Origin of the sequence: Methylocella sp. (assembly GCF_041905455.1) — a bacterium.
GTDB lineage: Bacteria > Pseudomonadota > Alphaproteobacteria > Rhizobiales > Beijerinckiaceae > Methylocapsa.
Map to the genome: position 1 here is coordinate 53,318 of NZ_JAYRLA010000013.1, position 20,099 is coordinate 73,416.

General features: G+C 68.6%; 20 protein-coding genes. 13 read left to right on the top strand and 7 right to left on the bottom strand.

The genetic code is table 11. From position 1 onward, the window contains the following. The first annotated feature begins 119 nt into the window (after positions 1 to 119). From ACE3OG_RS11935 to thiD, 4 genes are read left to right on the top strand one after another with little or no spacing between them, the layout of a single operon-like run. Entirely contained in the window at positions 120 to 1,217 is a 1,098-nt protein-coding gene (locus tag ACE3OG_RS11935) for a GTP-binding protein (protein ID WP_374308893.1), read from the top strand. 30 nt (positions 1,218 to 1,247) lie between these two features. Continuing rightward, positions 1,248 to 2,273 carry a WD40 repeat domain-containing protein gene (locus ACE3OG_RS11940; RefSeq protein ID WP_374308895.1) on the top strand — a complete coding sequence of 342 codons (1,026 nt, stop codon included), beginning with the start codon at positions 1,248 to 1,250 and terminating at the stop codon, positions 2,271 to 2,273. A 33-nt stretch (positions 2,274 to 2,306) separates the two neighbouring features. Beyond that, positions 2,307 to 2,810 (top strand): DUF2937 family protein, encoded by a 504-nt coding sequence (locus ACE3OG_RS11945; protein WP_374308897.1) that lies wholly within the window; start codon positions 2,307 to 2,309, stop codon positions 2,808 to 2,810. A gap of 22 nt (positions 2,811 to 2,832) precedes the next feature. Then, a complete protein-coding gene (thiD, locus tag ACE3OG_RS11950) occupies positions 2,833 to 3,645 on the top strand; it encodes a bifunctional hydroxymethylpyrimidine kinase/phosphomethylpyrimidine kinase (protein ID WP_374308899.1) in 813 nt (270 codons plus the stop codon). A gap of 7 nt (positions 3,646 to 3,652) precedes the next feature. On the opposite strand, the gene ACE3OG_RS11955 is transcribed toward thiD, so the two are convergent. Beyond that, a complete protein-coding gene (locus ACE3OG_RS11955; RefSeq protein WP_374308901.1) occupies positions 3,653 to 4,081 on the bottom strand; it encodes a DUF1810 domain-containing protein in 429 nt (142 codons plus the stop codon). Between the two features lie 57 nt (positions 4,082 to 4,138). Here ACE3OG_RS11955 and ACE3OG_RS11960 point away from each other — a divergent pair, with 57 nt between their 5' ends. Then, positions 4,139 to 5,737: a peptide chain release factor 3 gene (locus tag ACE3OG_RS11960; protein WP_374308903.1), complete on the top strand. Its 1,599-nt coding sequence runs from the start codon at positions 4,139 to 4,141 to the stop codon at positions 5,735 to 5,737. Positions 5,738 to 5,754: 17 nt separating this feature from the next. Here ACE3OG_RS11960 and ACE3OG_RS11965 read toward each other — a convergent pair whose 3' ends face one another. Further along, entirely contained in the window at positions 5,755 to 6,813 is a 1,059-nt protein-coding gene (locus tag ACE3OG_RS11965) for an acyltransferase family protein (RefSeq protein ID WP_374308905.1), read from the bottom strand. Between the two features lie 470 nt (positions 6,814 to 7,283). Here ACE3OG_RS11965 and ACE3OG_RS11970 point away from each other — a divergent pair, with 470 nt between their 5' ends. The 4 genes from ACE3OG_RS11970 (at position 7,284) to ACE3OG_RS11985 (ending at position 11,676) form a co-directional block, all read left to right on the top strand. Next, positions 7,284 to 8,219: a hypothetical protein gene (locus ACE3OG_RS11970; RefSeq protein ID WP_374308907.1), complete on the top strand. Its 936-nt coding sequence runs from the start codon at positions 7,284 to 7,286 to the stop codon at positions 8,217 to 8,219. After that, a complete protein-coding gene (locus ACE3OG_RS11975; RefSeq protein ID WP_374308909.1) occupies positions 8,212 to 8,736 on the top strand; it encodes a hypothetical protein in 525 nt (174 codons plus the stop codon). Before ACE3OG_RS11970 ends, ACE3OG_RS11975 begins: the two co-directional genes overlap by 8 nt. A gap of 353 nt (positions 8,737 to 9,089) precedes the next feature. Beyond that, the gene (gene chrA, locus ACE3OG_RS11980) at positions 9,090 to 10,346 is read left to right on the top strand and encodes a chromate efflux transporter (RefSeq protein WP_374308911.1); all 1,257 of its coding nucleotides are present in this window, start codon (positions 9,090 to 9,092) and stop codon (positions 10,344 to 10,346) included. A 22-nt stretch (positions 10,347 to 10,368) separates the two neighbouring features. Further along, a complete protein-coding gene (locus ACE3OG_RS11985) occupies positions 10,369 to 11,676 on the top strand; it encodes a hypothetical protein (protein ID WP_374308913.1) in 1,308 nt (435 codons plus the stop codon). Between the two features lie 14 nt (positions 11,677 to 11,690). On the opposite strand, the gene ilvC is transcribed toward ACE3OG_RS11985, so the two are convergent. The 3 genes from ilvC to ACE3OG_RS12000 form a co-directional block, all read right to left on the bottom strand. Then, positions 11,691 to 12,710 (bottom strand): ketol-acid reductoisomerase, encoded by a 1,020-nt coding sequence (gene ilvC, locus ACE3OG_RS11990; RefSeq protein WP_374308915.1) that lies wholly within the window; start codon positions 12,708 to 12,710, stop codon positions 11,691 to 11,693. A gap of 103 nt (positions 12,711 to 12,813) precedes the next feature. Then, positions 12,814 to 13,359, bottom strand: a complete 546-nt coding sequence (gene ilvN / locus ACE3OG_RS11995) for an acetolactate synthase small subunit (RefSeq protein WP_374308990.1) — start codon at positions 13,357 to 13,359, stop codon at positions 12,814 to 12,816. 32 nt (positions 13,360 to 13,391) lie between these two features. Then, positions 13,392 to 15,149, bottom strand: coding sequence for an acetolactate synthase 3 large subunit (locus ACE3OG_RS12000; RefSeq protein WP_374308917.1), 1,758 nt, complete (start codon positions 15,147 to 15,149; stop codon positions 13,392 to 13,394). A 351-nt stretch (positions 15,150 to 15,500) separates the two neighbouring features. Here ACE3OG_RS12000 and ACE3OG_RS12005 point away from each other — a divergent pair, with 351 nt between their 5' ends. Continuing rightward, the gene (locus ACE3OG_RS12005) at positions 15,501 to 16,319 is read left to right on the top strand and encodes an RMD1 family protein (protein ID WP_374308919.1); all 819 of its coding nucleotides are present in this window, start codon (positions 15,501 to 15,503) and stop codon (positions 16,317 to 16,319) included. A gap of 15 nt (positions 16,320 to 16,334) precedes the next feature. On the opposite strand, the gene ACE3OG_RS12010 is transcribed toward ACE3OG_RS12005, so the two are convergent. Continuing rightward, positions 16,335 to 16,553, bottom strand: a complete 219-nt coding sequence (locus ACE3OG_RS12010; protein ID WP_374308921.1) for a hypothetical protein — start codon at positions 16,551 to 16,553, stop codon at positions 16,335 to 16,337. Positions 16,554 to 16,717: 164 nt separating this feature from the next. On the opposite strand from ACE3OG_RS12010, the gene ACE3OG_RS12015 reads away from it, so the two are divergent. Beyond that, entirely contained in the window at positions 16,718 to 17,395 is a 678-nt protein-coding gene (locus tag ACE3OG_RS12015; RefSeq protein ID WP_374308923.1) for a septation protein A, read from the top strand. A gap of 45 nt (positions 17,396 to 17,440) precedes the next feature. Here ACE3OG_RS12015 and ACE3OG_RS12020 read toward each other — a convergent pair whose 3' ends face one another. After that, positions 17,441 to 17,716: a DUF1153 domain-containing protein gene (locus tag ACE3OG_RS12020; protein ID WP_374308925.1), complete on the bottom strand. Its 276-nt coding sequence runs from the start codon at positions 17,714 to 17,716 to the stop codon at positions 17,441 to 17,443. Positions 17,717 to 17,995: 279 nt separating this feature from the next. On the opposite strand from ACE3OG_RS12020, the gene mnmA reads away from it, so the two are divergent. Beyond that, a complete protein-coding gene (gene mnmA, locus ACE3OG_RS12025) occupies positions 17,996 to 19,228 on the top strand; it encodes a tRNA 2-thiouridine(34) synthase MnmA (RefSeq protein ID WP_374308927.1) in 1,233 nt (410 codons plus the stop codon). 112 nt (positions 19,229 to 19,340) lie between these two features. Beyond that, positions 19,341 to 20,039 carry a class I SAM-dependent methyltransferase gene (locus ACE3OG_RS12030; RefSeq protein WP_374308929.1) on the top strand — a complete coding sequence of 233 codons (699 nt, stop codon included), beginning with the start codon at positions 19,341 to 19,343 and terminating at the stop codon, positions 20,037 to 20,039. Positions 20,040 to 20,099 lie beyond the last annotated feature (60 nt).

Sequence of the window (20,099 nt, forward strand, 5' to 3'; positions counted from 1 at the left end):
CGCTCGCGGTCCGGCTTTCCCTTGGCGATCGGAAGGCTTGCACCTATCTTGGCCCCGAAACGCGCCCGCCGCGCCGTCTCGCGCGCCCGCTGGAGCAAACCTCTTCGCTCGAGGACATCATGGCCGACAAAATTCCCGTCACCGTGCTCACCGGCTATCTGGGCGCAGGCAAGACGACGCTGCTGAACCGCATCCTGACCGAGGACCACGGCCATAAATTCGCGGTGATCGTCAACGAGTTCGGCGAGATCGGCATCGACAACGAGCTCGTCGTCGGCGCCGACGAAGAAATCTTCGAGATGAACAACGGCTGCGTCTGCTGCACGGTGCGCGGCGACCTCATCCGCATCATCGAGGGGCTTTTGAAGCGCAAGGGCAAGTTCGACGCGATCATCGTCGAGACGACCGGCCTCGCCGATCCGGCGCCCGTCGCGCAGACCTTCTTCGTCGACGCCGACGTGCGCGAGGCGGCGCGCCTCGACGCTGTGGTGACCGTGACTGACGCCAAGTTCCTCACCGCGCGGCTCGCCGACGCGCCGGAGGCCAAGAACCAGATCGCCTTCGCCGACGTCATCATCCTCAACAAGACCGACCTCGTCGCCCCCGACGAGCTGCGGGAAGTCGAGGAGCGCATCCATGCGATCAACCCCTACGCCAAGATCATCAGGACGAAGAAGTGCGACGCGCCGATCGCCGAGGTGCTGAACCGCAACGCCTTCGACCTCGACCGCATCCTGTCGCTCGAGCCGCAGTTCCTCGAAACGGACGAGGCGCATGAGCATGGCCACGAGCATGACCATCACGATCATGATCATCATGGCCATGACCACCATCACGACCACGACCACGATTGCGGCGGCGCGCAATGCGCGCATCCCTCGCACCAGCGCGGCGGGAAGGGGCTGAAGCATTTCCACGACGAGGACATGCAGTCGATCTCGCTGGCCATCGACGGCGACGTCGATCCCGACAAGTTCATGTCGTGGATCAACGAATTCATCCAGAAGGAGGGCGGCTCGATCCTGCGCTCGAAGGGCATCCTCGCGCTCAAGGACGAGCCGAAGCGCTTCGTCTTCCAGGGCGTGCACATGATCATGGACGGCGACCTGCAGCGCGACTGGAAGGCGGACGAGCCGCGGCGCAGCCGCATCGTGTTCATCGGCCGCAACCTCAAGGAGGACGAGATCCGCTCGGGCTTCCTCGCCTGCGCCGCCTGAGGCGCGCATGAGCCGAGAGAAGCGATGAGCATGGCCGAGGCCCCGGCGCGCCCCTCCCTCTCCTCCCTCGTGACGGCGTTCGACGCCGGCGCCGAGGTCGTCGGCTGCGCCTTCCTCGGCGACGCGCCGGCGCTGGCGCTCGCCGACGGCTGCGTGCTGCTCGCCGGCCCGGGCGCGCCGCGCCGCGTCGAGACCCATCCCGGGAGCGCGGTCCTCGTCGCCGCCGCCGCGCCCGGCCGCCTGCTGACCGGCGGCGACGACGGGCGGGTGGTCGAGACGCGGGCGGACGGATCGAGCGTCGAGCTCTACGCCGCTCCGAAAAGCGCGTCAGGCAAATGGATCGACGCGCTCGCCGCGCGGGCCGACGGCGCGAGCGCCTGGTCGAGCGGCAAGAACGTCTTCGCCCGCGACGCGAAGGGCGAGACGAAGACGCTCGCCGCGCCCTCGAGCGTGCGCGGCCTCGCCTTCATGCCGAAGGGCTACCGGCTCGTCGTCTCCCATTACAACGGCGCGAGCCTGTGGTTCCCCAACGCCGCCGCGCCGCCCGAGGAGCTGTTCTGGAAGGGCTCCCACCTCGAGACGACCGCTTCGCCCGACGGGCGCTTCGTCGTGACCGCGATGCAGGAGAACGCGCTGCACGCCTGGCGCGTCTCCGACGCCAAGGACCTGCGTCTTGCGGGCTATCCGGGCAAGCCGCGCTCGATGTCCTGGTCGCATGACGGCGGCTGGCTCGCGACGTCGGGCGCCGAGGCCGCCATCGTCTGGCCGTTCAGCGCCAAGGACGGCCCGCTCAACAAGGCGCCGCGCGAATATGGGCTGATGTCCGCCAAGGTGACCGTCGTCGCCTTCCATCCGAAAAGCCCGATCCTCGCGCAGGGCTACGAGGACGGCGCGGTCCTGCTCTGCCGGCACGTCGACGGCGCCGAGCTTCTGGTGCGCCCGGGCGAGGCGGGAGAGGACAAGGGCGTCGCCGCGCTCGCCTGGGACGCGGCGGGGCGCAATCTTCTCTTCGGGACGCGGAGCGGCGCGGCCGGCCTCCTCGCGATGCCGGGCTGAGGGGTCGACGCCGCGAGGCTGCGGGACGGAGCGATGCTGCGCGCGAGGCTCGGACTTTTCATCGGCCTGACGACCGGGCTCGCCGCGTCGCAGATCCCCGAATACGCCCAGCAGTACCGCCAGCGCCTCGGCGGCGCGATCGACGAACTGCAGACGATCGTCTCCGCCTTCGACGCCGACAGCGCGCGCTACGGCCTGACGCAGCGCGAGGGCGTCGCGCGGCTGCTCTCGAGCGAGGACGCCTTCGTGCGCGGGCGCGGCGACCAGATGGAGGAGATCGTCGCCCGGCTCGCCAGGCTCGCGCGGGCCAACCAGAAGATCGCGCAGTCGGGCCCGGTCGGCCGTCTCGCGGCGCTGGCGCAGAATTTCGACCCGCAGATCGGCGCGCGGGCCTATGAAAGCTTCGAGCCGGCCGTCCCCGTCACGGGCGAAGGCTTCGCGCTCGGCGGCCTCGGCTTCCTCGCCGGCTTCTCGCTATGGTCGATCCTGACGGCGCCGTTCGGGCGCGGCAAGAGGCGCGCGCCGGCGCGCGTCTGAGACGCCGAAAAAGGAGGCTGGCGTGAGTCCCAACGTTCTCTCCATCGCCGGCTCGGATCCGAGCGGCGGCGCCGGCGTCCAGGCCGACCTCAAGACCTTCGCCGCCCTGCGCTGCTACGGCATGGCGGCGCTCACCGCGCTGACCGCGCAGAACACGCAAGGGGTCCGCGCCGTCCATCTGGCGCCGCCCGGGTTCGTCGGCGAAGAGATCGACGCGATCTTCGAGGACGTCGAGGTCGCCGCCGTCAAGATCGGCATGCTCGGCTCGGCGCAGATCGTCGAGGTCGTGGCGGAGCGGCTCGAGCGCTTCTCCCCGCCCTTCGTCGTGCTCGATCCGGTGCTCGCGGCGACGAGCGGCGACGCGCTGGCCGAAGGCGGCGTCGAGCAGGCGATCGTCGAGCGCCTGTTTCCGCTGGCGAGCCTCGTCACGCCCAATCTTTTCGAGGCGCGAAAACTCGCCGGCATGGAGCGGCCGCTCGGCGCCGCCGACATGCGCGAGGCCGCCGACCGCCTGCTGCGGTTAGGCGCGAAGGCCGCGCTCGTGAAGGGCGGCGACCTCGCCGGCGAGACGAGCGAGGACTTCTTCCTCGACGCCGACACGGAGGAGATTCTCTCGGCGCCGCGCGTAAAAACGCGCAACACGCATGGCACGGGCTGCACGCTGTCGTCGGCGATCGCCGCCTTCCTCGCGCGCGGCGCGCCGATGCTGGAGGCGATCGTCTCCGCCAAGGCCTATGTCACCGGCGCGCTCAAGGGCGCCGACGCGCTGCGGGTCGGACGCGAGGGCGGCCGCGGGCCGCTCGATCATCTCTTCGCTCTGCGCGTCAAGGCGTGAGCGCGGCTCAAAGCCGGTCCAGCGTCGCGACGTCGCGCGCGCCCTCGAAGAATGCGTCCAGCGCCTCGCCGAAGACGCTCTCCCCTTCCGAGGCCCGCGCGAACAGCGTCATCGACGAGAAGAATTTGCGGTCGTCCGGCGCGCCGAAGATCTCGCGCGCCGTGCGGCCGGCATGCGCGTTGACGAGCCGCGCGCACGCCCGCAGCCGCGGCCCGAGGACGTCGTGGCGGAGATAGGCTTTCGCCTCGGCGAGCCCGGAGATCGCGTAGCGCCGCGACATGGCGCTGAGGCCGAGCCCGGCGAGCTGCGGAAAGACGAACCACATCCAGTGGCTCGTCTTGCGCCCACGCGTGAGCTCGGCCATCGCCTCCTCGACGACGCCGCGCTGCGCGGCGACGAAGCGCTCGAGGTCGTAAGGATCGTCTTCACGCGCCATGGCCCCCTCCTCCTCGCCGGTTGACAGCCCGTCCGCCAGCGGCCACCTGATGCGGCCATGACCGCTTCAGCTCCAGTCCCCGAGGCCGCCGATCCGGTGGCGCGCCGGCGCACCTTCGCCATCATCTCGCACCCCGACGCCGGCAAGACCACGCTGACCGAGAAGCTGCTCCTTTTCGGCGGCGCGATCCAGCTCGCCGGCGAGGTGCGCGCCAAGGCCAACCGCCGCCAGACCCGCTCCGACTGGATGGGCATCGAGCGCGAGCGCGGCATCTCGGTCGTGACCTCCGTCATGACGTTCGAATATGGCGGCTGCGTCTACAACCTCCTCGACACGCCGGGCCATGAGGATTTCTCCGAGGACACCTACCGCACGCTGAGCGCGGTCGATTCCGCGATCATGGTGATCGACGCGGCGAAAGGCATCGAGGCGCGCACGCGAAAACTGTTCGAGGTGTGCCGGCTGCGCGACATCCCGATCCTGACCTTCGTCAACAAGCTCGACCGCGAGACGCGCGACCCCTTCGAGCTCATCGACGAGATCGAGAAGACGCTCGCTCTCGACGTCTCGCCGATGACCTGGCCGCTCGGCGCCGGACGCTCGTTCAAGGGCACCTACGATCTTTACGCCGACCTCGTGCGCCGGATCGACCGCGACGGCGAGCCGCGCCCCGTTTCCGGCCCGGACGATCCCTTCCTGCGCGAGCTTCTGGGGGAAACGGATTTCGCGACCGCGCAGGAGCAGATCGAGCTCGCGCGCATGGGGCTCAAGAGCTTCGACCAGAAGAGCTTCCTCGAGGGCCATCTGACGCCGCTCTATTTCGGCAGCGCGCTGCGCGCCTTCGGCGTGCGCGACCTCATCGACGCGCTGAAGGCCTACGCGCCCGAGCCGCAGGGGCTCGACGCCGCGACGCGGCACGTCGACCCGCGCGAAGAGAAGATGGCCGGCTTCGTGTTCAAGATCCAGGCGAACATGGACCCGAACCACCGCGATCGCATCGCCTTCATGCGCGTGTGCTCGGGGAAGCTGAAGCGCGGGATGAAGGCGCGGCTCGCCCGCACGGGCAAGAACATCGCCCTCAACGCGCCGCAGTTCTTTTTCGCGCAAGACAGACAGCTCGCCGAGGAGGCCTTTCCCGGCGACGTGGTCGGCATTCCCAACCATGGCGCGCTGCGCATCGGCGACACGCTGACCGAGGGCGAGGATCTGACTTTTCGCGGCGTGCCGAGCTTTGCTCCCGAAATCCTCCGGCGCGTGAAAATCGGCGACGCCATGAAGGCGAAGAAGCTGCGCGAGGCGCTCGGCCAGATGGCCGAGGAAGGGGTGGTGCAGCTCTTCCTGCCCAACGACGGCTCGGGCGCCATCGTCGGCGTCGTCGGCGCGCTGCAGCTCGACGTTCTCGCCGAGCGGCTGAAGGCCGAATACGGCCTCGACGCCGGCTTCGAGCAGAGCCGCTTCGAAACCTGCCGCTGGGTGGCCGCTTCGAGCGCCGCCGAGCTCGACAAATTCATCCGCGCCCACCCCTCGGCCATGGCGAGCGACCTCGACGGCGCGCCCGTGTTCATGGCGACCTCGGCCTGGGAGCTGCGCTACGAGCAGGAGAAATGGCCGGAGGCGGCGTTCTCCGACGTGAAGGATTACCAGAAGGCGACGTAGGCGCCGTCTTCTGCGGCTCAGACTTCGGCGGTCTTTTGCAAGCGCGGCCGCGCCCAGGCGGCTTTCGCGAGCGCGTTGTTCAGCATCCTGTCGGCGGCGAAGGACAATGCGATGAGCAGGGCCAGCGCGACAACGAAGCCGAACGCGGAATGGGCGAAGCTCCACTGAACGAGAAGAGGATAATGGAAGATGTAAAGGCCGTAGGAGATCGAGGCCACGACGGCGAAAGGAGCGGGGATCACGGCGAAGATATTCGCCGCCCATTTGCCGACGGGTCCGAAGAACACGACCAGAAGGAGCAGAGCCGTGACGAAATGCCGAAGCGGCAGATAGGGATAGACGCCGGGCATCTGGCGCCCGCCTTGATGGAGAGCGACCGCGCCGGCCGCCACGATGCACAAAGTCGCGAGCCAAAGCAGCGGCGCGCGAATGGCGCCGAGCGTCCGACGTCCGTCGAGATAGGCGTTCGCCGCCATCGCGCCGGCCCACCAGATCAGAAAATACGCCGCCACGAGCGAGAAATGATTGGGCAACAGCGCGAAGCTCACATAGGCTAAGCAGCACGCTGCGCCGATGGCGTGCGTCGTCAAGTTCGGAGCCCGACGCCAGCGGACCATGATGAACGGAAAGGCGATATAGAAGGCGATTTCGTAGGACAGCGACCAGAGCGGCTGGTTGCCGAGATAGGCGTTCGATATGACCCCTGGCTTCAGCGCCGACACGTCCTGCAGGTTAAGCAAGGTCGCGGCCAGTTCGCCGAGGTCGAACCGCTGCGCCAGATCGCCGTTCCACAAGGCGACGATGGTCGATAGAACGATCGCCACGATGAGCGCAGGGTATATGCGCCGCGCCCGCCTGCCGAAATAAGGCTCGGGCTTGTCAATGCGGTAATGTTCGTTCGCGAATATGACAAATCCGCTCAGGATGAAGAAGACCATTACGGCCTCCTGGCCAAAACGGGTCAGAATCTCGATCTTGTTGTTTATGAGATAAGTATGCGCGAGATGGTGAATGACGACATAGACGGCGGCGAACGCCCTCACCGCGTCGAGCGCGGCGACGACGGGCTGGCTCAATTTCGGTCTGCCTAGCGCTTGAGAGCTCTGCATGTACCCGCCTTTCGAAATTCCCGCCGCCTGAATCGGCGGCTGACGTCGACCCGTTCGTCGCCGGGTCTTGACGCTCCATCGTCGCGCATGACAGAAGCGCGTCGTTCAATGCAGCGAAAGTCGCGCCAATTTATCTCTTTTGCAACGCATTAAATTTTGCTTCGGCGCGAAAACGCCGCGTCATGGGCGCGCCGCTCCTGCCCATAGGCCTCCCGAGGCTCGACGAATTTATGGAAAAGCAGGCGCGGGCGGCCGCAGATGAGACGGCTTCGCCGCGCCGCTTCCCCCGCCTTCGCACATCTTCGCCCGCCGCTTTTGTTCACAATCTGTTTTTGACAGCGACGTCGTCTTGACAGACCCCCGCCGACGCTCGCGGAACTTCCGAGGGGGCGCAATTTGGGCGCGGTTGAACAGTTCGCCGCGCCGCGCTGGCGCCTTTGCCGGCGCTGGCGCAGGACGGGCTCGCGCTCGGCGCCGGCATGCTGCTCGCGGAGCGCGGCGCGTCCGGCGCGCTCGATCTCTACGACCGCGAGCGTCTTCATGCGTTGCTCGCCGTCTGCTACGGCGCGCCCCCGGCTGGAGCCGCGCAAAAGCTCGCGCGCGCCGACGCGGTCTATATGTCCGGCGACGCCTGCCTCGCCCATGTCCATCTGGCGCAGCTCGGCCTGCCGCCGATCGACGAGCGCCAGGCCTTCGCCGGCTTCCTCGCCGACCGCCTGCTGAAGGCGGGGCTCGCGCCGGCGGCGCTCGAAAAGGCGCTGGGCCTCGAGCGCGAGGAACGCTTCGGCAAATATGATCCGGACCAGCCGCGCGACGAGCGCGGCCGCTGGACGTCGGGCGGCGCAGGCTCCGCCGACGCCGAGCCGGCCGTCAGGGAGGGCCGCTCGGTCTCGCCCGGCGGCCCCGAGGGCGGCGACAGGAGCGAGGACGAGAAGCTCTATGAGGAGCGCCGCGAGCTCGGCGAGACGACGCCGGAGGAAGACCGCCGTCACGGCCGGCCGATCGACCCGCTGGACACGACGCCTCTCCCCCTCGGCGCGCCGCGGCCGGCGAGCGGACCGAAGCCGGCGACGGGCGGCTTGCCGTCGAAAACGGAGTTTTTGGGAAGCAACCCTCAACCTGGCGGCTCGCGCTGGAACACAGACCTGCCGGGAGGTAAAGCGGAAGCGGAGGCGCTTTTCGAGCAACTTAGAGGCTCAAAACAAAAATTTCACGAGTTCGACGATGCTGGAAGCGAACGTATCTGGACGGAAGATCACTCCGTTCAGCTTCGGATGAAAGCCAATGGCGACATCCGGATCGAACGTCAAATCGATATCGGCGGAAAACAATTCGAGACCATTCATTTCGGTGGAAAGGGTAACCATGATTGACGAACGCGACGCCGACACGCGGAGCTTCATCGCCTCCATACGGCCGAATTGGACTAAAGTGCGCCTTCGGAAAACTTTTTCCCTTGAGATTAAAGAAAGCTCCTTTTCTTGCAGTTCAATCGTCTTCGACGACGATCATTCGTTTCTCTGCGCCGTCGGCTCAAAGGACGTCCAGGAGACGCATGTTGAATATTTCCCATTGCGCTGCAGATTTGCACCGCAAGAGGTTCTGAGCAAATTTGAATTTGTCACCCTCGCCAGCAAGGGCGGCGCATCGGAGCTTGACCGCAAGCTGCGATGGCTGTTCGAGACGCCGACGCTCACGCTCACCGAAATGGTCGAGGAATTCCGGGATGGAATGGCGCCGGACGCCAAGCGCTATCAATTCAGATTCTATAACGGCCTCGTGATCAGCGATCCATACGGCCGAGGCAGTCTGCGCCTGACCGCCATGGACAACCCCATGCCCGATTTCGTCCTCTCCGGCGAATTCGCGTTCGGGCGTGAAGCCTCATAAGCGCACCGACGCAGTCTACAGGTCGGGCGACGCCTGCCTCGCCTACATCCATCTGGTGCAGCTCGGCGCCTCGAAGATCGGCGAGGCGCAGGCTTTCGCCGACTTCCTCGCCGGGCGGTTAATCGAGGCGGGCTCGCCCGGCGGCGCTCCGCAAGGCGCTTGGCTTCAAGCGCAAGGAAGGATTCGGCAAATTCGGCGTACGTCGCGCAAATCCTCGCGGATGGCCTTTTTTCGGATCAGCGGCTTCTTCGCCCGCGCGTCTTCGCCGCGAGACCTCGCCCGCAGATATGATACGGTTCCAGAAACTCCGCGTCTTCGAACATCGCCGTCGAGCCAGCCGACAGTTTTCGCCCATGAGCGAGCGCATCCCCTTTCGACGACGCTCCGCCCCGCCGGACCGCGCGAGCGCGTTCGCCCGCAAATCCGGCTCGCCCCTGGACATTCTCCTGATCTTCCTGCGGCTCGGCTGCTTCTGTTTCGGCGGGCCGATCAGCCATCTGGGCTATTTCCGGACTGAATTCGTCACGCGACGCAAATGGCTGACGGAGCAGGCCTACGCCGATCTCGTCGCCCTGTCCCAGTTCCTGCCGGGCCCGGCCTCAAGCCAAGTCGGCTTCGGCGTCGGCCTCATGCGCGGCGGATTGCCCGGCGGACTGTCGGCGTGGATCGGCTTCACCGCGCCTTCCGCCGTGCTGATGGTCTTCGTCGCCTACGGCGCGAGCGGCGTCGCGGACGCGCCTCTTGGGGCCGGCCTGCTGCACGGCCTCAAGCTCGTCGCCGTCGCGGTGGTGGCGCAGGCCGTCATGGGCATGGCGAAAAGCCTCTGCCCGGACCGGGAGCGCGCCGCGATCGCGACATGCGCGCTGATCGTCATGCTTCTCGCGCCGTCGTCGCTGTTCCAGATCGGCGTGATCCTCGCCGGGGGTCTCGCCGGCCTGCTGCTTCGCCCCGGCGCGAGGCGGGCGGCGGGCGAAGGATTCGCCGCCTTCGTGTCGCGCCGCCTCGGCCTTATCTGCCTCGTCGCCTATTTCGCCTTGCTCGCGCTCGCGTTCATGCCGCTCCCGCCGGGCCCCCTGGCGCTGTTCGGCGCCTTCTATCGCTCAGGCGCCCTGGTGTTCGGCGGCGGCCATGTGGCGCTGCCGCTGCTGCGCGAAGCCGTCGTCGCGCCGGGCTGGGTTTCGGACGGCGCCTTCCTCGCCGGATATGGGGCGGCGCAGGCCGCGCCGGGACCGCTGTTCGCCTTCGCCGCCTATCTCGGCGCGCTCGCGGGCGTGGGCCCAGGCGGGATCGCCGGCGCGGCGATCGCTCTGGCCGCGATCTTTCTGCCCGGCTTCCTCGCTCTTCTCGGCGTTCTTCCGTTCTGGCGGGCGCTGAGCGCGCGGCCCGCGGCGCAAGCGGCGATAAGCGGCGCGAACGCCGCCGTCGTCGGACTGCTCGGCGCAGCGCTCTACGATCCGGTCTGGACCAGCGCCGTGCGAAGCTCCGCGGATTTCGCCGTAGCGGCGACAGGTTTCGTCCTTCTCGCCGTCTGGCGCGCTCCGCCTCTGCTCGTCGTCGCCTTTTCGGCGCTGGCGGGCATGACGATGGGCGCGTCGGGGCGCGTTCTTTGAGCCTTGCGAAGACATGCGGAACATGTTGAAATTCGCCGCCCTTCTTTGCGCCCTCGCCTGCGCGGCCATTCCCGCGCGCCTTCGCGCGCAGCCGGCGCTCGCGCGCGCCGATCCCGCGGGAATCGAAAATTTCCTCGTCATGGAGGTCTGTCTCGACGCTTCCGGCGCCGTCCTGATGGGCGTCACGCCGCTCGATCCCGCCTGCGCGCGGCGACGCAAGCTCACGCCCGGCGACGCGCGCCTGCCCTACCGGATGCGCCAGTTCCAGGGCGTCGAGAGCCGCGGGATCGACGGAGTCGAAACTGTCCTCGGCTCGACCGGCGACGCGCAGAAGATGAACGTTCCGCAGATGCGCCGCGACCGCGAAGGGCGCGAGCGCCTCGTGATCGTGAGCCCCGTCGACCGCGGCGTCGAGGAGGATTGCGGCGCGGCCTTCGCCGCCGCGGCGAAGGCGTGCGAGGACGGATCCTGCAAGGCTGTCTGCCGCCCCGGCGCGCCCTACGCCTACGGCGTCTTCGACTATGTCGAGCCGAACGATTCTCGCGCGAGGTTTTCGCCGGCGCTCAATCCGCACAGGGTCGCCGCGCTCGACGGGCGCCGGCGCCCGGCGGAGGGCTACGACCTCATCGCGACGAGCGCGGACTACGCCTTCATCGCCGGCACGATGGACGGGCATGGGGGCGCGTTCTGGATCGGCCCGCGCTGCGACAGGGCGGACGCCGACAACCCGGAGCGCTTCTCGGACGGCTGGATCCTCGCCCCCGCGCGGGCTCCGCCGCGCGGCGGCTCGGGCGCGACGCTCGCGCGCCTCGCCGCCGTCGGCAGCCCGCTGGTCGTGGGCTCCTCGCGCGCCTGCCCGGCGCGCTTTTCGCGTAGCTACGCCACATGGAGCCGGCAAGACGTGCGCTACGCCGGCGGCGCGAAGCTCGACACGATCGTCTCCTCGCACTACAGCGACGCCGACGCCGCCGGAACGGGACCGGGCGAGGCGCGTCAGATCGAGCGCTTCTATCTGACGAAGGAGCTGGGGCTAGCGCGCTGGGAGGCGTGGAAGCGCGAGGACGCGCCGCCCCGCGCGGGCGGCCCTTCGCCGAAGGCGGCGTCGATCGCGCTGATGCGCTCGGGCCGCTGCAATGTCGCCTTCCCCGGCGCGGCGCTCGACGCCGAGGGCGCCTATGCGGCCGAGTCCGGCGGCCATGTTTTCTACGCCACGGCCTGCGGCGACTACACCAATCTCAAGCCCGAGCCTGAGGGCGGGCCGCTCCTGCCAGCCGGCCTGCCCGGGCTCGACGAATTTTATGGGCCGCCCGCCTCCGCGGGGCGGGAGTGAGGCGGCCTCGACGCTCAGTTCTTCGCCTTGTCGACCAGCTTGTTGGCGCCGATCCACGGCATCATGGCGCGCAGCTTCGCGCCGACCTCTTCGATCGGATGGGCGGCGGCCTTGGCGCGCGTCGCCTTGAACGAGGTCTGGTTGACCTTGTTCTCGAGCATCCAGTCGCGCGTGAACTTGCCGGACTGGATGTCGTCGAGCACGCGCTTCATCTCGGCCTTGGTGGCCGGAGTGACGATGCGCGGGCCGGTGACGTATTCGCCATATTCGGCGGTGTTGGAGATCGAGTAGTTCATGTTGGCGATGCCGCCCTCGTAGATGAGGTCGACGATCAGCTTCACCTCGTGCAGGCACTCGAAATAGGCCATCTCCGGCGCGTAGCCCGCCTCGACCAGCGTCTCGAAGCCGGCGCGGATGAGCTCGACGAGGCCGCCGCACAGCACAGCCTGCTCGCCGAAAAGATCAGTCTCGCACTCCTCGCGAAACGTCGTCTCGATGACGCCGGCGCGGCCGCCGCCGATGGCCGAGGCGTAGGACAGCGCGATGTCATGCGCCGCGCCCGAGGCGTCCTGCGCGATGGCGATGAGGCAGGGCACGCCGCCGCCGCGCTTGTACTCCGAGCGCACGGTGTGGCCCGGGCCCTTGGGCGCGACCATCAGCACGTCGAGGTCCTTGCGCGGCTCGATCAGGTTGAAGTGCACGTTGAGGCCGTGCGCGAACAGCAGCGCCGCGCCCTGCTTGAGGTTCGGCGCGAGGTCCTTCGCGTAGATGTCGCCCTGCAACTCGTCGGGGGTGAGCATCATCACGACGTCGGCCCATTTGGCGGCGTCCGCCACGCTCTTGACCTCGAGCCCTTCGCCCTTCGCCTTCTCGGCCGTGGCGGAGCCTTCGCGCAGGGCGACGCAGACGTCCTTGACGCCGGAGTCGCGCAGGTTCAGCGCATGGGCGTGGCCCTGGCTGCCGTAGCCGACGATGGCGACCTTCTTCGACTTGATGAGATTGAGGTCGGCGTCACGGTCATAATAAACGCGCATGGAGGATGTGCTTTCCTGGTCCCGCCGCACATTCGTGCGGACTTCTTGTCGGGCGCCGCGGCTTTTCGCGCCGGACGCGGTTAATTCCCGAAGGCGCTCGGCCTCATGTCGCCGCCGGCCCGCGCGAGATGGCGGCGACGCCGGTGCGCGAGACCTCGACGAGGCCGATCGGCTTCATGAGGCTGACGAACTGGTTGATCTTCGAGGCCGCGCCGGTGAGCTCGAACACGAAGCTGTCGATCGACGCGTCGACGACGCGGGCGCGGAAGGCGTCGGCGAGGCGCAGCGCCTCCTCGCGGTCCTGCCCTTTGCCCGCCACCTTGATCATGGCGAGCTCGCGCTCGACGGAGTCGCCGCGCAAGGTGAGGTCGGTCACCTTGTGCACCGGGACGAGACGGTCGAGCTGGTGGCCGATCTGCTCGATGGCCGGCGGCGCGCCCGTGGTGACGATGGTGATGCGCGAGAGGTGCTCGCTCTGCGCCACCTCGGCGACGGTCAGGCTCTCGATGTTGTAGCCGCGCCCGGAGAACAGGCCGACGACGCGGGCGAGCACGCCCGGCTCGTTGTCGACGAGCACGGACAGCGTGTGGGTCTCCACATTGGCCTTGCCGGCCGACGAGGAATAGGGCGAGAGCGGCGCGGCGGGCATGGGAAGGGGCGTGGTCACGGCGTTCATTTCTCTCACACCAGCATGCGGCCGGACGCGTCGATCACCGATTCGATGTCGTCCTCGTCGGGCAGCAGCATTTCATTGTGGGCCTTGCCCGACGGAATCATCGGCAGGCAGTTCTCGGTCTTGTCGACGTGGCAGTCGAACACCACGGCGCGGGGAGAGTCGATCATCTCCATGATCGCGTCGTCGAGGCTGTCGGGGTCGGAGCAGCGCATGCCCTGCAGCCCGTAGGCCTCGGCGAGCTTGACGAAATCGGGGAGCGCCTCGGAATAGCTGTGCGACAGCCGCCCGCCGTGCAGCAGCTCCTGCCACTGGCGCACCATGCCCATGTATTCATTGTTGAGGATGAACACCTTGATCGGCAGCCGGTACTGCAGGGCGGTCGACAGCTCCTGGATGTTCATCAGGATCGAGGCTTCACCGGCGACGTCGACGACGAGCGCGTCAGGATTGGCGAGCTGCGCGCCGATCGCCGCCGGCAGGCCGTAGCCCATGGTGCCGAGGCCGCCCGACGTCATCCAGCGGTTCGGCTCCTCGAAGTGGTAGTGCTGCGCCGCCCACATCTGGTGCTGGCCGACCTCGGTCGTGATGAAGGTCTTGCGCCCCTTGCTCAGCTCGTAGAGGCGCTCGATGGCGTATTGCGGCTTGATGACGCTCTGCGAGCGCCGGTAAGCCAGCGACTTGCGCGCCCGCCACGCCTCGATCTCCCTGAACCACGGCGCGAGCGTGCCGGCGTCGGGACGCTCTCCCCTCGCGCGGAAGGCGTCGAGCAGCTGGCGCAGCACATGCGCGCAGTCGCCGATGACGCCAAGGTCGATCTTGACGTTCTTGTTGATCGAGGACGGGTCGATGTCGATGTGGATCTTCCTCGAGCCGGGCGAGAAGGCGTCGAGGCGGCCGGTGATGCGGTCGTCGAAGCGCGCGCCGACGGCGATCATCAGATCGCAGTCGTGCATCGCGTTGTTGGCCTCGAAGGTGCCGTGCATGCCGAGCATGCCGAGCCATTTGTCGCCCGACGCCGGATAGGCGCCGAGCCCCATCAGCGTCGAGGTGATCGGAAAGCCGGTGAGCGCGACGAGCTCGCGCAGCAGGCGCGAGGCCTCGGGGCCCGAGTTGACGACGCCGCCGCCGGTGTAGAAGACGGGCCGCTTCGCGGCGAGCATCAGCGAGACGGCGTGCTCGATCTTCTCGGGATCGCCCGAAAGCTGCGGCTTGTAGGTCTTGTGCTCGATGTGCTGCGGACCGAAATATTCGCCGACGGCGAACTGGACGTCCTTCGGGATGTCGATGACGACGGGGCCGGGGCGCCCGTTCTGGGCGACGTAGAACGCCTCGTGCAGGATGCGCGGCAGATCCTCGACCGAGCGCACGAGATAATTGTGCTTGGTGCAATGGCGCGTGATGCCGACCGTGTCGCACTCCTGGAAGGCGTCCGAGCCGATGAGGTGGGTCGGCACCTGCCCGGTGATGCACACGAGCGGGATCGAATCCATCAGCGCGTCCGTGAGGCCGGTGATGGCGTTGGTCGCGCCGGGGCCGGAGGTGACGAGCAGCACGCCGACCTTGCCCGAGGAGCGCGCATAGCCTTCCGCCGCATGGGCCGCGCCCTGCTCGTGGCGGACGAGGACATGCACGATCTCGTTCTGATGGAACAGCGCGTCGTAGATCGGCAGCACCGCGCCGCCGGGATAGCCGAAGAGCGTGTCGACGCCCTGGTCCCGCAACGCCTCGACGACCATTTCGGCGCCGCTCATCAGATTGGACATCTTCGTCTCCAGACTGCGGCCCGTCTCGCCGCCTCAGGCGGCCCCACGGCGCCGGCCGGGTCGCAAGGCCGGGGCGCGGGCAACAAAAAAGGCCCCTGAAGGGCCTCTTGGACGCGCGCCGGCGGCGGAAGCGGAGCCTAGCTCCGGTTCGTCCTCGGCGCGAAGGGTACGATCAGCGGGAAATCCAATGGGCCGGCCTTCAGAAAATCTCGGGCTGCTATAGACTGCGCGCGCGCGCCGGTCAACGGATTTTCATCTTTCCGACAAACGCGCGCTGCGCCGCGGAAAAATCGCCGCGCGGCCCGAGAACGCCGGCTTGCGCGAAGCCGCCGCGGCGGTCAGGGTCGCCGCATGAGCTCCACCGTTCCCGGCCATGCGCCCGTCCTGCGCCGCCTCACCGCGCGCGCGCTCCTTCTCGGGGACCGCCTCGATCCCGCAGGACTCGAGCGCGCCGACGCCTATTCGACCAATCCCCTCGCCTTCCGCGCCGGAAACGACGGCTTCGTCGCGCTCTACCGCTTCGGCGTCGCGGTGATGATCGGCCTGTCGCCGCTCGAGGAGGACGACGTTCTAACCCTCGTCAAGCTGCGCGTCGTCGGGCCGCACGGGCATGTCGACGACGAGACCGCGACGCTCGCCATCGCGCCGGACGGCGTCGACCGCATCGAGCCGGACGGCCCTATCGAACTGCGCGACGCCTCGCCCGAGCGCCTGCTCGTCGTGTGCGACGCTCTGGCCAAGAGCGTCTCGCTCGGGCGCGACGAGCGCGAGGTGAACGCCGTGTTCGACGTGGTCGAGCCCTTCGCGGCGAGCCTCGCGCGCAGCGGACGCCCGCCGTGGCGCAGGCGCGCCATGCTGAAGCTCATCGGCGACGCGCTGCTCGCGCAGCATCGCGTCTCGGGCCGCGTCGCCGTCGAGGAGAAGCCCGACGTGCTGTGGGACCGCCCGGACCTCGAGCGCCTCTACGCTCGCCTCGAGGACGAATATGAGCTGCGCGAGCGCGCCGGCGCGCTGTCGCGCAAGCTCGACATGGTCGTCGGCACGGCGCGGGTGCTGACCGACATTCTCGACGCCGACCGCGCGACGCGGCTCGAGGCGACGATCGTCGTGCTGATCGTCGCCGAGATCCTGCTGACCATCGGCCAGATCGCCTTCTTCAAGCACGGCTGAGGCGGCAGGCGCCCGCTACATCGGCGCCGGCGTCTTCTTCGGCGGATGGGCGGTCATGGCGCGGCGGGCCGGGTCCGCATCCCGCTCCCGCTTCTTCCACGCCTCCCATTTGTTGCCATGGTCGGGATCGCGCTCGAAATTGGCTCCCGCGCCGGAGCCTCCGGCGTAAGCGGCGCCGGAAAGGCCAAGACAGGCGGCGAGCGCCGCCGAACAGACTGCGATACGCGCGTTCATGTCGCGCTCCGTCAGGGAATGGCTTGGTCCGTCAAAGGAGTCGATCCAGCGCCCGGCGCCGCAAAATGTCAATCGCGGCGCGCCTCGCGCGAGAAATCGCCCTGCAATTTTTCCGGCGGCGCGCTAAAAGCGTCGCCGCACCGCAGGCCAACGGACGCAAGAGCATGAACGAGACTTCCAATCCCGCCGGCGTCCCCGCTCCGGCCAAGGCGACGATCAATCCGCTGCTCAAGCTCGCGCTCGAGCTCGGCCCGCTGCTGCTGTTCGTGCTGGCCAACGCGCGCCCGCAGCTCTTCCATCCGCTCGCCGCGCTCGTCTTGCCGGAGCAGCTGCTGCAGGGCGAGCAGGCCGGCCTCTTCACCGCGACGGTCGTGCTGATCGCGGCGACCGGCGCGGCGCTCGCGGCGTCCTGGGCCCTGCTGCGCCGCCTTCCCGCCGCGCCGCTGATCACAGCGGCCCTCGTGCTCGTCTTCGGCGCGCTGACCCTCTATCTGCGCGACGCGACCTTCATCAAGATGAAGCCGACGATCCTCTATCTGTGCTTTTCCGCCGCGCTCCTGATCGGCCTTGCGGTCGGCCGGCCCGTTCTGCCGATCCTGTTCGACCAGGCGCTGAGCCTCTCCGAGCGCGGCTGGCGGCTGCTGACGTGGCGCTGGGCGGGATTCTTCGTCGTTCTCGCCGCCCTGAACGAGATCGTCTGGCGCACCCAGTCGACCGACGTCTGGGTGGCGTTCAAATTCCCGGGGATCATGATCCTGATCTTCGTCTTCGCGCTGGCGCAGGCGCCCCTGCTCGCGCGCCACAGGCTCGACGATCCGGAAAAGGCCTCCGACCATTTCTGAACGCGGCGGTTTCTCGCGAAGACGGCGCCTGGCGGCCGGCGCGGCCTAAAGCCTGTATTGCTGGATGCGCGTGGTGCGCAGGCCGGCGAGGCCGTGCTGGTCGATCGACATCTGCCAGGAGAGGAATTCGTCGACGGTGAGCGTGTAGCGGCTGCAGGCGTCTTCGAGCGACAGTAGGCCCCCGCGCACCGCTGCGACGACCTCCGCCTTGCGCCTTATGACCCATCGCTTGGTCGAAACCGGAGGCAGGTCGGAAAGCGTCAGCGGGCTCCCGTCGGGACCTATCACATATTTGGAGCGGAGGCGGCTCGGTTCGGCCATGAGCTGGACTCGTGCGGACGTCTGATCGACGCGACCTTAGAAGGCGCGGTTTAACAATCGCCTAAGGCGTAACCGTTATTTTATTAATGATTTCTGATGATTAGGCGATATCAAGGCGCGTCCCGCGCAAAAACGCGCCATCTTCGCGCCAATTTGGGACGCCTGCGCTCGCGCGCGAGACGTCCGGCCCGCGCCGTTGCGCATGCGCGGGCGAGCGTTTATCTATCTGTAAACCTTTGGCTGGCGCGCCGCGGGCGCCGGCGGCGAGCGACAGCGATCATGACCTCGAGCAAGACGCCCGCAGGCTCCGCCATGACGGCCGGCCTCAACTCCCTTGGCCTTCCCAAGCCGCCCGAGCGGACGCGCGTCGTCGTCGCGATGTCCGGCGGCGTCGACTCCTCCGTCGTCGCCGCTCTGCTCAAGGAGGAAGGCTACGACGTCATCGGCGTCACCCTCCAGCTTTACGATCACGGCGCGGCGACGCATCGCAAGGGCGCCTGCTGCGCCGGACAGGACATCCACGACGCCCGCACGGTGGCGGCGCGGCTCGGCGTCCCGCATTACGTGCTCGACTACGAGGAGCGCTTTCGCGAGAAGGTGATCGAACCCTTCTCGTTGAGCTACGTGACCGGCGAGACGCCGATCCCCTGCGTCGCCTGCAACAGCGAGATCAAGTTCGCCGATCTGTTCGAGACCGCCCTCGACCTCGGGGCCGACGTGCTCGCCACCGGCCATTACGTCTCGACGCGGCCCGAGGGCGACGGCGGGCGCAGCCTGCGCCGCGCCGTGGACGAGGGACGCGACCAGAGCTATTTCCTGTTCGCCACGACGCGGCGGCAGCTCGAGATGCTGCGCTTTCCGCTCGGCGAGATGACCAAGGCGGAGGCGCGCGCGCATGCGCGAAGGCTCGGCCTCGTCGTCGCCGACAAGCCGGACAGCCAGGACATCTGCTTTGTGCCGGACGGACGTTACGCGGACATGATCGAGCGCCTGTCGCCCGGCGCGGCCGCTCCCGGCGACATCGTCCATGTCGACGGACGCGTGCTGGGGCGCCACTCCGGCGTCATCCATTACACCGTGGGCCAGCGGCGCGGCCTCGGCCTTGGCGGCGGGCGGCCGGGCGCGCCGCTGTTCGTGGTGCGGCTCGACGCCGCCCGCGCGCAGGTCGTCGTCGGCCCGCGCGAGGCGCTGGCGACGCGGCGCGCCTTCCTGCGCGCGGTCAACTGGATCGGCGAAGGCGAGCTCGCCGACGCGCCGGCGGAAGGGCTTGAAATCTTCGCCCGCGTGCGCTCGACCCGGCCGCCCGTCGAGGCGCGCCTGTTCGCCGGCGGCGGCGAGGCGTTCGTCGAATTCGCGCAGGACGAAGAAGGCGTGTCGCCGGGACAGGCCTGCGCGCTTTACGATTCCGCCGGCCCGCGCGCCCGCGTGCTCGGCGGCGGCTTCATCAGCGCGACGGCGCCCGCGGCCGAATTTTCAGCGCCCGCGGACGCGCGCGGCGCCGTCCACGCCTGAGCCGGCTCGCGGCCGCGGACCTCGCACTTACCAACGGCGCCGTCTTCCCGTAAAGCTGCGCCGGCGGCCGGACGCCGCGCCAAGGGCGCAAGCCGCACAGCGGGAGATTCGCGTGGAGGAGCAAGCAAGCGGCGCGCAGGCCGGCGCGAAATCGGCTCCAGGTCCCTCATCGGGGCGCGAGACCGACAACAGCCGCGTCGCCTCCTCCTACGCGCGCTGGGCGCCCGTCTACGATCTCGTCTTCGCCCTCGTCATGCGGCCCGGCCGCAGGGCGATAGCGGCGGCGGCGAGCCGCCCGGGCGGACTCGTGCTCGACGTCGGCGTCGGCACGGGGCTCGAGCTGCCGATGTTCGATCCGGCGACGCGCCTCGTCGGCGTCGACCTGTCCGGGCCGATGCTCGCGCGAGCGCGCGAGCGCGTGCGCCGGGAGCGCCTCGCCAACGTCGAGGGGCTCCTCATGATGGATGCGACGCGGCTCGCCTTTCCGGCGGCGAGCTTCGACGCGGTCGCCGCGCCCTATGTGCTGACCGTCGTTCCCGATCCGCGCGCCCTGCTCGACGAACTCCTGCGCGTGACGCGGCCCGGCGGCGAGATCGTGCTCGTCAATCATTTCGGCGCGCAGGCGGGCCCGCTCGCGGCGATCGAGCGGCGGCTCGGCCGGCGCAGCGCCGAACTCGGCTGGAAGCCCGATTTTCCCTGGGAGACGCTCGGCGGCTGGCTCGCGGCCCGCCCGCAGGCCCGCCTCGTCGAGCGGCGCGCGCTTGCGCCCTTCGGGCTTTTCACCCTCGCGCGGCTGCGCAAGGAGCCCTAGGTCACGACGCTTTTGGAGGTTTCCAGCCAAAAGCGTCGTGACCGTGTCTCGAGAGCGGAG